The organism is Haemophilus haemolyticus, from assembly GCF_003352385.1.
Taxonomy (GTDB): Bacteria; Pseudomonadota; Gammaproteobacteria; order Enterobacterales; family Pasteurellaceae; genus Haemophilus; species Haemophilus haemolyticus_I.
This window is the reverse complement of sequence record NZ_CP031243.1, coordinates 899,742-914,815: the sequence shown is the minus strand read 5'-3', so window position 1 is coordinate 914,815 and position 15,074 is coordinate 899,742. Positions and strand designations below refer to the sequence as shown.

Below are 15,074 nucleotides of genomic sequence, written 5' to 3'. Positions count from 1 at the left end.
TTTCATTGAGTGGCGTTTTTTTCATCCCGATTTTAGCATAACTATATCTTTATTTCCTGCCCTGTTTCCAAAATTTCATTATTCCTTTTTAATTGACTAAAAATTGCATAATTTCGAGAATTTATTATTTAAATCACTTCTGGAATGGTGTAGATTAAACAGCATTTCATTCAAAAAAATAATATTAAGGAAGTAAAATGAAAGATTTAGACTGGAATAACCTTGGTTTTAGTTATATTAAAACAGATTACCGTTTCATTGCGCACTGGAAAGATGGTAAATGGGACGAAGGCAAACTCACCACAGACAATACCTTACATATTCACGAAGGTTCTACCGCACTTCACTACGGTCAACAATGCTTTGAAGGCTTAAAAGCTTACCGTTGCAAAGACGGTTCAATCAACTTATTCCGCCCACAAGAAAATGCAAAACGCATGCAACATACTTCGGATCGTTTACTCATGCCACAAGTGCCTACTGAATTATTTATCCGTGCATGTAAAGAAGTGGTGAAAGCGAACGAAGAATGGGTCGGACCTTACGGCTCTGGCGCAACCTTATACTTACGTCCATTTTTAATTGGTGTGGGTGAAAATATCGGTGTGAAAGCTGCGCCAGAATTTATTTTCTCGGTATTCTGCTGCCCAGTTGGTGCCTATTTCAAAGGTGGTTTGACACCATCTAACTTCATTACCACCGAATACGATCGTGCAGCACCTATGGGAACCGGTGGCGTAAAAGTGGGTGGTAACTACGCTGCAAGCCTTCTGCCACATGTATTAGCGGCAGGACAAGGTACGCCAGAACGTAAATTCGCTGATGCCATTTATTTAGATCCAAAAACTCACACTAAAATTGAAGAAGTCGGTGCGGCAAACTTCTTTGGGATCACAAAAGATAATAAATTCATCACACCAAAATCAGAATCTATTTTACCAAGTATCACCAAATACTCTCTTTTACATATCGCAAAAGAGCGTTTAGGTATGGAAGCAATTGAGGGCGATGTTTATATCGATCAACTAGATCAATTTGCTGAAGCGGGTGCTTGTGGTACTGCAGCGGTAATTTCACCTGTTGGCGGAATCCAGCATAAAGGCAAATTCCACGTGTTCTATTCTGAAACTGAAGTTGGCCCAGTAACACGTCGCCTTTATGAAGAACTCACAGGCATCCAATTCGGTGATGTCGAAGCCCCTGAAGGCTGGATTGTGAAAGTAGAATAATTTTTCCTGAAATAAAAAAGCGATAACTCTCCTAAAAGTTATCGCTCTATTTTTATGGAACGTAAATATGAAACATTAATTAGAACAAGTATCTTACACCAAGATGAGCTTGCCAATTTTGTTTAAAGTTATGCGTTGAAGAACGTTGTGCCTCGAAATAGAGTTGCGTATTTTTCGCTTTATTCATATAAGAGAGCCCAAAACCATAAACCCACCAACTCCCTTTATTACTGAATCTCTCAACTGCAACTTCATTAAATGTGTGTTGCATTTCACCTAAAAATTCTCTTTCATACATTAGCTTGACATAAGGATGTAGATTTTTTTCTTTGAAATAATCTATCCCCGCACGAAAACCAATTCTCCCCACTAAACTACGCATTCTTTCTGTTTTAACGCTTGCATCATGTGAGGTTTTAAATGAATAGCCATTCGTAGCGTGATAACTTAATTGTGCTTCTGGTTGGAAATAAATAACACGTTCAGCATTTTGGCTTAGGTTAAAACGTTTCCCCATTTCAGAAGAAAAAATGTATGTAGACGCCATGATGTTTGGAGATGTAATGTCTTTATTTGAATAATTAATTACATTATAGCCACCACGATATCTAATAGCTTTTGCCCAAAAATCCAAATACAGATCGTTTTCTTTGTTTAGCCAAGCAGAATATAAACCTAACTCTTTACCATAAATATGAATTTTTCCACCAAATGTGTTCAATCGTGCAGTTGAATTGATGTATCCAAATGAGAGCCCGTTGTAATTAATCCAATTTCCTCTTGCTTTAATCCAATCATAACCTGCTTTTAATCCACGATAACGATTTGTGTATCCTCTCACTTTCACAGTTTCTGTTCCGACATATTCGCCACCAAGAGATTTAACCCAAACATTTTGTTGTTTAACAATCTCTTTATTGAAATGAACCTCTCCCAAACGTTGATGTAAACTTTCAGTTAAAGTTAAATTAGATTGATAGATTAAATCATTCAACACCACTGCAGCCTGAGCCCATGAACTCAAAGTGGCTGGATAAAGATAGAAATCGTATTTATTGTCAGCCTTAATATCGACTATTTTAGAATCTGTAGATTCGCCTATGGAAAAACAGTAAGCCCCTTGTTCGGTACAGCGGACATTCAGTTTATAAATCGCTTTGTTATCTTTTTTATCGCCTCTATTTTCAACAAGTTTAAGGTATTCCTTTCCTGTTGTTTTCGCAGTCGCTTTATCTTTATCTTCATATTCAATAATATGCGTTCCTTCGCTGCCTTTCCGGGTAATCAGCTTGTCCGATTCGCCTTTGACGATGTCGCCGTACATTTTGAACACGCCGCCGTCGCCCTTGAGCTTGCTCACGGACACTTTGACGAATTTGTTGCTGTCGCTAAATTCAACCTGCGCGCCTTCCGACAAATCCAACTCTTTCAGCATCGAATCATTGGTAACCGTCCAGCGCGCGCCGTTGCTCATTTTGAGGTTGACGGTGTTTTTTGTTTTGTCGTCGATAACGCTGTCTTTAATCCAACCGTTTTCATCGAAGAACTCTTCAGATCTTTTGATTTCTTCTTCGAGTACCGCAACCCTTTCTATGTCTTCTTTTAGACGTTCTATTTGCCTTTTTTTGCTCTGAATTTTGTACTCTAACGATTTTACTTTTTTTTCTAGTTCTTTTCTCTTTTCATTTTCACCTGATTCAGCCAATTCTTTATTTAGTTCAGCCAATTCTTTATTTTCTTCATCCAATTTTTTATTTACGTTATCCAAAGTTTTTTTTCTGCTTGGCAATACTTTCTGCTTAGCATTCAGCTCTTTCTTTTTCTTTTCAATCGAATTTGTATCGGGGGCTAATTCATATCCGTCCGCATCCACGGTTAAGGCGAACATATCTTTCCCTTTGGCAAAGCTCCTTTTCCCGATATGGGCTTCCCCTTCAAAATAAGAATCTTTGTTGGCGAGGTTCACGCTCACGCTGCCGCCGTTGTAGGCGAAAATATCGCCTTTGATTTTGACAACCTTGTCTTCCCCGCCGATAACCTCGACTTTGCTGTTTTTCCCGTCAATCGCAAACGCGCTGCCTATGCTTTTGGGCCTGCCTTGCTCGTCATAAACCGGCGTTGCAACGATATCGACATTTCCACGGAAAATCGCTTCCATTTTGGAGCCTTCCGGAATCTGCTTCTTATTGCCTAGTCTGCGGCTTGAATAGAAGCCAAAACCGTTTGCTTCCGCCTCTTCCTGTCCGTTCCTATCGATTTTAATGTTTACATCGCCCTTGAACTCCATCGTGGTGATGCTTGGAGAAGCGTTGTTGAGGTTGATGCCTGAGTTACCATAGTGGTTGGCGGTAATGCCTTGTCCTCTATCTTTTCCTGATTTGATGTTGATATTCAGCGTCGAGCCTTCTTCGGAAACAAGACGATATTCCCCCACTTTTTCACCATTATTAAGCAATGTAATACCTTCGACCCCGGGATTGGCATTCGGGTCCGCGTCTGCATTGATGGTATTGCGCCCTTTAAAGGTAAGCGTCGCCGGCGCCAAGCTTTCGGATTTTTGCGTATTGATTCTGTCATAAGACAAAATGCCGTAAGGCGCGTTATGGGCGGCTATGGTTACGTTTTCAAAAGTGATGTTGTTTTTACCCTCATAGCTTTGATCCGCCAACATCACCGCGCCGCCCCTATGATATCCCGGTCTGTACGTTTCGTGTAATGTGTACGAATAACCGTTTGTGTTTATATTTCTTTCAATCGATTTATTGTCAATCGTCGGCGAGGCATCGGCAGAGCCGTCTGCCAATTTGCCTTTTATCGTAATGTTATTCGTACCGCCGTTGGCGGCAATAATGAGGGAATTTAAGGGTTTGTCTTTGGTAGCGGCATCGTAGGTATATTCTATTGTATCCCCTGTTTGTGAATGTACTAAGGTATAGCCCGACTCTTCAATGACTTTTCCTTGTGCAACTAAAGGAATTAAAAGAATAAATAAGATTTTTCGATTTCTCATAAGAAGGGAATTTTTACAATGTTTCATTATTTTTTACTTAAAGATGAAATTTTTTCAGGTGGAATAGAATTACCTTACCCTGATTATTAATCATCAAAGACTCCATAAAATTTTGGATAAAAATTGTCTAAATGATATACTTCAAGGAAATTTTTACCATAAACAAGTAATATTAAAAACTAACCTAACAATGTGTAAAACCGCACTTTAAGGAAATAAAATGGAAGTCTACGATAAAATTCGCGTAATGAGAGAAATCAATCAATGGTCGCAAGAAGAAATGGCGGAGAAGCTTTCAATGTCACCGAATGGATATGCCAAAATTGAGCGTGGACAAAGCAGCATTAATTTAGATAAATTACAGCAAATTGCGAATGTGTTTAATATTGATATGGGCGAGTTGATTACTGCCCAAGATAAATCATTTTTCTTTAGTATTGGTGATCACACAAATAATAATAGTTATTTTGGTGTAAGTAATATTCTTGCAGCAGAAAATAAAAAATTAAATAGTTTACTGGCAATGAAAGATACCTTATTAGCTCAAAAAGACGATGAAATTAAGGCATTAAAAGAGATTATTGAGCTATTAAAATCAAAATAAAATTATGAAATTTTATTGATAGCCGCAATAAGTGCGAAAACTAAAAAATCTAAATAATAAAAGCCTATCTACAATGTAAAATAGGCTTCTTTATAACCGCACTTTTTATTGATTTAGTCCCCATTGACGAGAATCTTTATCAAATTTAACACCTGAATGAGAGCCTTCCGCTCCGTTAAAATACACGTCTTTATTTGCACAAGCTGAAATAATCAACGCGCCTGCAATAATGAATAACCATTTTTTCATAAGTAAACCTTTTTGTTAAATTAAAAAACCCGCGAATTGTAGCACAACGATGCCACATCCCAACGAAATATTTTACTTTACTTGCTATCATTAACACCTCTCACCAAAGCCAAGCTTCCCTTCTTTGCTGACAAATTTGGCTTATTGAACTATTAAAAACACAAGAAATTTAAACTGCACTTTAAATAAAATAAAAAATTTCTTATTTCCTCTTGATCGCTATAAATTTATGTATATAATGAATCCTGTTTTAGATACTAGATAGTAATTTAATAGTAATGAAACTTGGCTAGTGCATTCCCCCACTCCTTCGCACTAGCCATTTTTTTTGGAATTTTGTACCATATCCCAACTTTTTCCAATCAACGATCCATTATGAATAATCTCGAACTTGAACAACTCATTAATCAAAAACTTTCTTCCGATAAAATCAATGACTATGCGCCCAACGGCTTACAAGTCGAAGGTAAAACAGAAATCAAAAAAATCATTACTGGCGTAACGGCGAGTCAGGCTTTGATTGATTACGCAATCAGACAAAATGCCGATGCGATTTTGGTTCATCACGGCTATTTTTGGAAAAGTGAAACCCCTTGTATTCGAGGAATGAAAGGCAAGCGAATTAAAGCGCTTTTAGTGAACGACATTAATTTATATGGCTATCATTTACCATTAGATGTGCACCCAGAATTAGGCAACAACGCACAATTAGCCAAACTGCTCGACATTGAAAATTTACAACCATTAGAAAAAGGCGCTGTGAGTATTCCTGTTTGGGGCGAATTAAAAGAACCGATGACAGGTAAAGACTTTGCAGAAAAAATAGAAAAAGTGTTAAATCGAAAACCGTTAATTTGCATTGAAAACGGACCGCACTTAATCCGAAAAATTGGTATCTGCACTGGTGGCGGACAAGGTTATATTGATCTTGCGGCAGAACAAGGCTGCGATGCGTTTATTACTGGTGAAGTGTCAGAACAAACAATCCATTCTGCCCGTGAGCAAGGATTACATTTCTTCTCTGCAGGCCATCACGCAACAGAACGATATGGCATCAAGGCATTAGGCGAATGGTTAGCGAAAGAATATGGTTTTGATGTAGAATTTAAAGATATAGATAATCCAGCGTGAAATGCAAAAGTGCGGTAAAAATATTTCTTTTTTACCGCACTTTTATCTTCTGAAATTATCGTTTAAACATTCCGCCAAGCCCGCCTAAGCCTCCGCCCATTAAGCCTTGCATTCCACGCATCATTTTAGCCATGCCACCTTTACGCATTTTCTTCATCATGCGTTGCATTTCATCGAATTGTTTAAGTAATTTATTAACATCTTGCACTTGAGTACCAGAACCTAATGCAATACGACGACGGCGAGATCCTTTGATAATATCTGGGTCTGCACGTTCTTTTAAGGTCATGGAGTTAATAATCGCTTCCATTTTGACAAACATTTTGTCATCCACTTGATTTTTAACGTGCTCAGGCAAATTTTTTGCACCCGGTAATTTCTCAAGCATAGACATCATGCCGCCCATTTTTTTCATCTCGATAAGCTGCTCGCGGAAATCATCTAAAGTGAAATCATCGCCTTTCTTGAATTTCTGCGCCATTTTTTCTGCTTTTTCACGATCAACAGAACGTTCAAGATCTTCGATAAGGGAAAGTACATCGCCCATGCCCAAAATACGGGAAGCGACACGATCAGGATGGAAAGGCTCAAGCGCTTCTGTTTTCTCGCCCACACCCAAGAATTTGATTGGTTTACCTGTGATTTGACGAATTGATAACGCTGCACCACCACGCGCATCACCGTCCACTTTCGTCAAAATAACACCGGTAAGCGGCAATGCTTCATTAAAGGCTTTTGCCGTATTGGCCGCATCTTGACCTGTCATCGCATCAACAGTGAAAAGAGTTTCGATTGGATTTAATGCTGCATGGACTTGCTTGATTTCGTCCATCATTTCTGTATCAACGTGCAAACGACCTGCTGTATCCACAATCAACACATCGTAGAATTTCAGTTTTGCATCAGCAAGTGCCGCTTTAGCAATATCAACGGGGTTTTGTTTGACATCCGATGGGAAAAAATCCACGCCAACGGATTGAGCCAAGGTTTCAAGTTGCTTAATCGCAGCAGGGCGATATACGTCAGCAGACACCACTAACACTTTCTTTTTATGGCGTTCACGCAAGAATTTTGCCAATTTACCCACGCTGGTAGTTTTACCCGCACCTTGTAAACCTGCCATTAAGATAACCGCTGGTGGTTGGGTTGCAAGATTTAAACTCTCATTGGCTTCGCCCATGGCTTTTTCAAGCTCACGCTGAACGATTTTTAAGAACTCTTGCCCCGGCGTTAAGCTTTTATTGACTTCTTCCCCAAGCGCGCTTTCTTTTACTTTTGCGATAAATTCACGCACTACAGGCAAGGCAACATCAGCCTCAAGTAATGCCATACGCACTTCGCGCAAGGTTTCTTTAATATTATCTTCCGTTAAACGACCTTTTCCTGTGATATTACGTAAAGTTTTGGAAAGGCGATCCGATAAATTCTCAAACATGGCTAACAATCCTGTTTTTCTTAAAAAATTGCGCTGATTATACCGAAATTTAGGCGTTTTTCATCATTTCAAATGAAAATGGCTTTTTGAGTAGGCGATTTCATAAAGAAAGCATAGGAGATAAGGAAAAAGAATGATTATTTAGCCAATTTCGGGTATCATTCTGCCCACTCTTGGCTATTTGAGTAGCCATTTGATTTAGCAAAATCAAATAACAGGTAAAAAGTGCGGTGAAAAATGACCGCACTTTTTGTTGATTAACGAACAAAAGGATTTTCCCTTGGACAGTATTCCCCTTAGTACTTTATTTATTATTCTCATTATCTGTTTAGTGTTATCTGCCTATTTTTCCGGCTCAGAAACCGGACTACTCTCTCTCAATAAATATCGTCTTCGTTTTCTATCCGAACAAGGCAATAAAGGCGCACAAAAAGCAGAAAAACTGCTCGAAAAGCCTGATACCTTGTTAAGCTTTATTCTTATTTTTAATAACCTTGTGAATATCAGTGCATCGGCAATTGCGACCATGATTGGTATGCGTTTATACGGTGATGCCGGCGTGGCGATTGCAACGGGTTTGCTCACTTTCGTGATGCTTGTCTTTTCTGAAATTTTCCCCAAAACTGTGGCAGCGATGCACGCAGAAAAAGTCGGTTTCATTTCCAGCCATATTTTGACAGTATTACTTAAAATCTTCTATCCGCTAGTTTGGCTGATGAATATTTTTACCAAATCATTAATGCATTTGGTGGGATTAAAACCCGATATGCAAAAACAAGTAATTAGCCGTGAAGAACTTCGTAGTATCGTATCAGAAGCGGGCGAAGCGACGCCTGATGAACAACATCCACAAATGTTGCTTTCTATTTTAGATATGGAAACCGTCACCGTTGATGACATTATGGTTCCACGTAACGAAATTGGTGGCATTGATATTGATGATGACTGGAAAGCCATTATGCGCCAGCTCAATCATGCAGCACATAACCGCGTGGTGCTTTACAAAGGCAGCCTTGATGAACAAGTGCTTGGTATTTTGCGCGTGCGTGAAGCATTCCGCTTACTGCTGGAAAAAAATGAATTTACCAAAGAAACCTTAATTCGTGCCGCAGATGAAGTGTATTTCATTCCTGAAAGCACGCCATTAAAAACGCAACTTGCAAATTTCCGTACAAATAAAGAGCGAATTGGCTTAGTTGTAGATGAATACGGTGATATTAAAGGCCTTGTGACGTTGGAAGATATTTTGGAAGAAATCGTTGGTGATTTTACCACTTCCACCGCCCCAAGCATTGACGAGGAAGTAACGCAACAATCCGATGGTTCCATGATTATTGATGGCTCTGCCAACCTACGCGATCTCAACAAAATGTTTAACTGGGAATTGGATACAGAAGATGCCCGAACCTTTAATGGTTTAATCCTCGAACACTTAGAGGAAATTCCCGATGAAGGCACGGTTTGCGAAATTGATGGCTTGCAAATTACCATTCTTGAAGTGGGCGATAATATGATAAAACAGGCGAAAGTCGTCAAACTTTAATCATAAAAAACTCCGCTAAATTGAACCGCACTTAGAGTTAAATATCTCTCAAAGTGCGGTTTGTTTTTAAAAGTTTTTTTCAAATTTCAATACCACTTCATTCTGTTTATAGCGATATAACATTTCTACGTTACTCTGATGATTTGTATGAATAAAATTGATACTAGGCACAATATCGTAAAATTTGAATTTAGGAATGGCAAAGGTAAACAAATATTTTTGTTCATTGTCTTTTCTTGTTTTTCCTAAAAGGGCATTATAATCTTGATAATCTATTTTTCTAAAAATACCTTGCGCAGTAATATCAATTCCGCTTTCAAAACTTTTATTAATACCTATTCTTAACCCCTTTCTAGTATATTGATCAATTTTTGATTCTGTTGAAAACTTTTTCGCATAATCCAATCCACCAAATAAAATCCAATCATTTGGTAAGCTATAAACTAAAGTAGAAAAGAAAGAGAGAATTTTTCCATCTTGATAAGATAAATTACGATCTTGATATTTTTCCCATTTATATTCTGTTTGCAAAGAAAAGTATAAATTCGGATTTAAAATCGTTGAATAAGAAATATTAAACCCTTTTCTTTCGCTATACCAATGATGATAGGCTCTTGTTTTTTCAATTAAAGGATAAAGATCTAATTGATTTTTTTGATCTTTAAAACGGTATCCTAATCCAAGTGAAATATTATGTTCAGTAAATTCTGATTTTTTCGGATAAAACTCACCATAAGCTAATCCTTTAAAAATAATACCTTGATTATTTAATATTTCAGTATATTTATTTAATACCGCTTCATAACTAAATCCTGTGCTTTTTTGAATAGTTGGTCTAGTTCGTGTAAATTCTAATGTACCAAGATAAGGATTTTCGACAATTTCTTTACTAGTTTCATTACCAGATTGATTTAAATTAGAATTATAAATTGTGCCAAAAGAAAAAGATCCTTGCCACGATTGGCGATAATCAAGTTGTGATAAATATTGGTTTACACGTGCCATTACATTTGGTTGTTGCGGCAATGCTATCTGATTAAAAAGAATTTTAGATTGATTGTTTTGCCAGTTTAGAAAATAGAGTTTAGCTAAATCTAATTTTCCGCGTGTGAAATCAGGTTCTTGTTGAACAAGTTGCTCGTAAAGTTGAATGGCTTTTTTGGTATTTCCTTGATTAAATGCAATATTCGCTTCTGCAAATAAAATCATTCCTCGTTCTGCTTGTGGAAATTGTTTATAACGGATTAATAAATGTTCAATATCATTCGTTTGTTTGTGATTAATCGCGAGAAAAAGAGCGGTCATTATTTCTTCTATATTATCACTCACCTTAAATTCTTGGTTGTTTATTGTTAATGTAGTAAAGAATTTATCTTGTTGAATAAATTGTTGTTCTTGTCGTTGTTGATTTAATTGAGATTGTTGCTGTAAGCGGAAATCTTTTTCTTGATTTTCGGCAAGAACCAAAAAAGGAATAAAAAGAAAAATAAAAGGGAATTTCGACATAAAACATCCTGTTTACAATAAGGCTTGCTTTCGCAAGCCTTTTGTTTATTAAACTTAATTTTTAGTACCGCCAAAGGCTGTGTTGTATTCAGGTTTTGAAGCAAAGGTTGCCATACCTGCCAAGCCTTCAGCTTTAGCACCATAGAAACGACCTTCTGATTTACCAGTGATACCTTCTGCTGTAGCTTCACCCTCAAAAGTGGCTTTAGATTTATTGATTTGGCTTTGAATAGAGAGTTTTAAATCAGGTTTAGATAGAGAACCCTCAATAGTTCCAGCATCAAAATCAACATTGAATTTACCTGTCATTAGTGCCCTATTGAAGTCATTATATTGATTAATACCTTTAACTTGATAAACAGCTTTACCTTTTGGTAAACGTTTTGTCGGATTAGAACCAGCATAATAAACACTGACATTTTTTTCTTGGGTAGTTTGACCACTCACATTTTCCCATTCACCATAGTAGGTATCTAGATTACCAACTTGTTTAAAGGACAATCTTCCTAACCCAGTATGATCTGGCATAATTAAAGTCAATTTAGGCATTTTGTATAATTTTGCCACAACTACGCCATTGGAATCTTTTTTAGCAACGCCAGTAATATGCGAAATCCATTTGTCTGCACGCTCAGCCATTAAAGCCATTGATTGACCTTTATTATTTGCTGTTTTACTTAAGACAGCGGGATCATTAGGAATACTACTGTCATATATTTCAACGCCAGCCTTTCCATCTTTTTCTCCTGCCTTGATTTTTATATATCGAGTTTGATTTGTATCAGTTGATACATTTCCCACTACCTGCGCTTGTGTAAAACCAACAACCCCACAAGCCATTACTGCTACTGCAATTTTACTTAGTTTTTTCATAATAATTTCCTTATTATAGAAGGTTTATAAAATCAAGACATTAATCGTCTTGAGCCAAAGTCATCATATCACAAAAACGAATATGATAATTATTTTCATTTAAAATTTTGCGGTGAAACCTAATTTGATCGTTCTTCCTGGTGCAGGCATACTAGAACGTGTGAGTGGATCAAGATAATAACGATCAGTAATATTTGTTCCCACCAATTCTAATTGAAGGTTTTCATTTACTTTATAGGAAGCATAAGCATCAACCACTAATACTGGATTCCAGCGATTGGTTTCAGAGCTTCCTAAGAAGCCCGCATCTCTTAATGATTTTGCACGGCTGTCTTTTACTTGAGAATGATAAAGCCAGCGAGTACCTAATTCTAAGCGCTCATCAAATGCTCGAATACCTAAATTTGCAGTAATAGAATATTTTGGTGCAATTGTATGTTTTAAATATCCATTATTATTACCACCATTTACACATTCAGGAAATGCTCTAGTTCTTTTTCCTGTAAGTCCGTTATAATCCCAACCTCCTCTATCTAAAATAGTAGAGTTTTTATCACAAAATTTATTTTTTAGATTATAAACTACACCTAAATTAGCAAAGAAATTTCCTTGATCATAACGAGCTTGTAATTCCAACCCAGATAAAATTCGTTTGTCAAATTGTTTTAGTTCATAATTTATATCTCGATCAAATACATTTTTAGTTAAATTATGAAAATAATTTAAACGAATATCTGCACGACGAGCGTTAGATAATAAGTTGCGTAAATCTTGTACATAACCTACTTCAATATTTTTACTATGTTCTGGTTTTCGCTTATAGAATGGATGGAGTTCTATAATTGAATAGCCAATTGTATCTTCAAAAATACTTGGCATTCTTTTAGTCTCAGTATAACGAGCATATAAACGAATATTATCTTTCACTAAAATAGTTATCCCCAAAGATGGAGACCAAGCATGAGCACTTCGTTTTGCCTTTTTCATTCTTTCCCATTGTTCAGGTGTTGGATTTTTCTTAACCAAAGTTGATGAAAGAGTAATATTTTTTATAACTTTTTCCATTTTTCCTGTATCTTTATTATATATTTCTTCATCAAGTTTATCTTTTGGGAAATACTTGTTTATAGTAGATTCATTAAAGTTAAAGTTTCCATATTCATCTCTCTCAAAGAATATACTTCTGTATATAGGCTCAGAATTTCTTACTGCTTTATCGATCGCATGATCTTCTTCTGTAGGTCTATGTAAATTCTCTTTTTCTAATTTTTTATCAACATATTTTTCCATTTCATTAAGCCAATTGTCATAAGCACTGTCATCATCAGGTGGTGGATTCTTTGCTTCAAATTCATCTTCATATTCTAGTTTCTTATTGCTTGCTATTTTATAAGTATTTAGTCTCTTTCTTATCTCATCGTCTAATTTCACAAAACCATAATAACTTAATTCTAAAGCGGCAGGATAAAATACTTCTTCCCTTTGTTTATCTTGAATTTGTTTTCTTAATCCATCATCACGAGATTTATAATGAGTATATTTCGCGCCTGCATCTAACACTAACCAATCCACAGGGCTATATTGGAAATTAAAGCCTACATTTAATTCTTTACGTTTTCCGTGACGTTCGCCACTCATATAATAATCCCAACTAGGGCAATATATTTTACTGTTCTTCTTACCGCCACCAACCCAGCCACCACATACCTCGTTTGCAAGTGGCGTGTTTTTAGTAAATTCATTTTCAGAATTTAGATTCTCCCATTTGTAATTACTCATTACATCAAAATTTAATTTTGGAGTAACTTCAAAACGGTTGCTGGCATAAACACCATAGTGATTATCTTTTGACCATTGTGCTTGCGCTTCTTTGGTATCAAAAACCCCCTTAATATTTGGTGTTTTATCATTGGAATTAGCGTATTCTTTCCATTTTTTACGCATTTGTTTTATATATTCGGCTTTATCTATTAAATATTTTTCATAACCTTCTTCCCCTGGTTGTTTAATTTCAGGTGCAACAAGATCAGTTCCTACAGAATTAAATCCCATATCATCAAAAATAATATCGGAAGGGCTTCCGCCTGAAGTATTGGTTTTGGCATGATTAAATACAGCATAGGCTCCAAGGCGCAAATTCACCCATTTATTATTTTCAGGGTTATATTCAAAATCTGTATTCACTGCGGTTTGTTTTACATTGGCAAGCGGCCATTGTAGAACTGTGCCTTGTTGATAGCTGGTTTGCCATAAACGAGAAGGCATTATCTCACCATAATGCATATCGCTATGGCGCAAACCAAATTTCCATTTTGTATGATCATTAAATTTAATTGTGGCTTTGCCTAAATAGGACTCGGATTCAAAAGACGTATTTGGGACTTCTTTTTTCGGATGATAAACAATCGCTATCCAGGGAATATAAGGATCATCACTTCGATAATAATCAGGATTAATATCATGGGCCTTTGCGTATTCATCTAAAGTTTTTCCCTCACCATAATTATGACCACCCTTTCCACCAGAAAAATAATTGCCTTTGTTACGATAAGCATAAGCAAATAATCCTTCAAAATGCTCATCTTTTGTTGCTATAGCTAGTCGATAGGCATTATCATTAAAAAATTTATTGCGTCCTTTGGCACGCGCAGGATAACGATCGGATGTTCTAAAATAAGCTGAAATAGCACCTAACCCCATATCTTCAGGATGATCGAGTTTTCGGAAATCTTGACCAACAGGAATAGGATAACCACGTTGCTTAATAGAATTGTTAGCTGTTTCAGCTTTAAATTCGATACCAAATTTTTCACCTTTTTTAATAATGTCATCAGGTTCTAATGTGCTTAAACGAATAGTGCCCGCTGCGCCACTATCTAAAGTGCGGTTTAAATTTGGGCCTTTTTCAACAGTGACACTGCTAATTAAAAATGGATCAAGATAGTTACGGTTGCTCACCCCCGCAAAACCACGCCAAACAGTGATCGCTTGTTCTGTGCCATCAACTAAAACGGGAATTCGACCTTGTCCCTGTACTCCACGAATATTAGGATCCAATGCACCGCTATTGCGTGCATCACCACTATATACGCCCGTTGTGCCTGTTAATAAATCCGCTACAGAATGACCTTTGTAAGTTTCAATTTCTTTTTTGCTTTTATATTCAGTTACTTGGTTTTCTGAAAACATTTTATCTTTACCTGCTTCGGCTTTACTTTCAGAAGTACCCAAAACAGAGATCGTATCAAGCTGATTTATTTGTGGGGAAGCATAGATAGTTTGATGAATAAGCAAGGCGAGAGGGCATAGTATAAAGGAAAATTTATTTTTCATTTTTTTAATCTCCATATTTAACGATAACAATTATCATTTAAATACTAGTCCTATTTTTTTATATCAGCAAAGAAAAATTGTTTATTTTGTGATCGATGTAACAAAATTTTTCACTAAAAAGTTTTGACTTAAATCACAAGTGCGGTTCTTTTTTGCGCATT

At 36.6% G+C, this 15,074-nt stretch carries 10 protein-coding genes; 4 read left to right on the top strand and 6 right to left on the bottom strand.

The annotated features are described in order from the left end of the window. The first annotated feature begins 197 nt into the window (after positions 1-197). Entirely contained in the window at positions 198-1,229 is a 1,032-nt protein-coding gene (locus DV428_RS04630; protein ID WP_114908846.1) for a branched-chain amino acid aminotransferase, read from the top strand. 79 nt (positions 1,230-1,308) lie between these two features. Here DV428_RS04630 and DV428_RS04625 read toward each other — a convergent pair whose 3' ends face one another. Beyond that, positions 1,309-4,266 (bottom strand): autotransporter outer membrane beta-barrel domain-containing protein, encoded by a 2,958-nt coding sequence (locus DV428_RS04625; RefSeq protein ID WP_114908845.1) that lies wholly within the window; start codon positions 4,264-4,266, stop codon positions 1,309-1,311. Between the two features lie 193 nt (positions 4,267-4,459). Here DV428_RS04625 and DV428_RS04620 point away from each other — a divergent pair, with 193 nt between their 5' ends. Continuing rightward, positions 4,460-4,843, top strand: a complete 384-nt coding sequence (locus DV428_RS04620) for a helix-turn-helix domain-containing protein (protein WP_053465319.1) — start codon at positions 4,460-4,462, stop codon at positions 4,841-4,843. Between the two features lie 105 nt (positions 4,844-4,948). Here DV428_RS04620 and DV428_RS09630 read toward each other — a convergent pair whose 3' ends face one another. Further along, positions 4,949-5,092, bottom strand: coding sequence for a hypothetical protein (locus DV428_RS09630; RefSeq protein WP_005630689.1), 144 nt, complete (start codon positions 5,090-5,092; stop codon positions 4,949-4,951). A gap of 375 nt (positions 5,093-5,467) precedes the next feature. Here DV428_RS09630 and DV428_RS04610 point away from each other — a divergent pair, with 375 nt between their 5' ends. Next, positions 5,468-6,223, top strand: coding sequence for a Nif3-like dinuclear metal center hexameric protein (locus DV428_RS04610; protein WP_114908844.1), 756 nt, complete (start codon positions 5,468-5,470; stop codon positions 6,221-6,223). 55 nt (positions 6,224-6,278) lie between these two features. Here DV428_RS04610 and ffh read toward each other — a convergent pair whose 3' ends face one another. Next, positions 6,279-7,658: a signal recognition particle protein gene (gene ffh, locus DV428_RS04605; RefSeq protein ID WP_114908843.1), complete on the bottom strand. Its 1,380-nt coding sequence runs from the start codon at positions 7,656-7,658 to the stop codon at positions 6,279-6,281. Between the two features lie 280 nt (positions 7,659-7,938). On the opposite strand from ffh, the gene DV428_RS04600 reads away from it, so the two are divergent. Next, positions 7,939-9,201, top strand: coding sequence for an HlyC/CorC family transporter (locus DV428_RS04600; RefSeq protein ID WP_114908842.1), 1,263 nt, complete (start codon positions 7,939-7,941; stop codon positions 9,199-9,201). 66 nt (positions 9,202-9,267) lie between these two features. Here the strand turns inward: DV428_RS04600 and DV428_RS04595 are convergent, their stop codons facing one another. The 3 genes from DV428_RS04595 to DV428_RS04585 all read right to left on the bottom strand — a co-directional run bounded on the left by DV428_RS04595 (position 9,268) and on the right by DV428_RS04585 (position 14,913). After that, positions 9,268-10,707, bottom strand: coding sequence for a porin family protein (locus DV428_RS04595; protein WP_114908841.1), 1,440 nt, complete (start codon positions 10,705-10,707; stop codon positions 9,268-9,270). Between the two features lie 54 nt (positions 10,708-10,761). Continuing rightward, on the bottom strand, positions 10,762-11,580 hold the full coding sequence (locus DV428_RS04590) for a Slam-dependent surface lipoprotein (RefSeq protein WP_053465314.1): 819 nt from the start codon (positions 11,578-11,580) through the stop codon (positions 10,762-10,764). 99 nt (positions 11,581-11,679) lie between these two features. Next, positions 11,680-14,913, bottom strand: a complete 3,234-nt coding sequence (locus DV428_RS04585) for a TonB-dependent receptor domain-containing protein (protein WP_239991105.1) — start codon at positions 14,911-14,913, stop codon at positions 11,680-11,682. Positions 14,914-15,074: the final 161 nt, after the last annotated feature.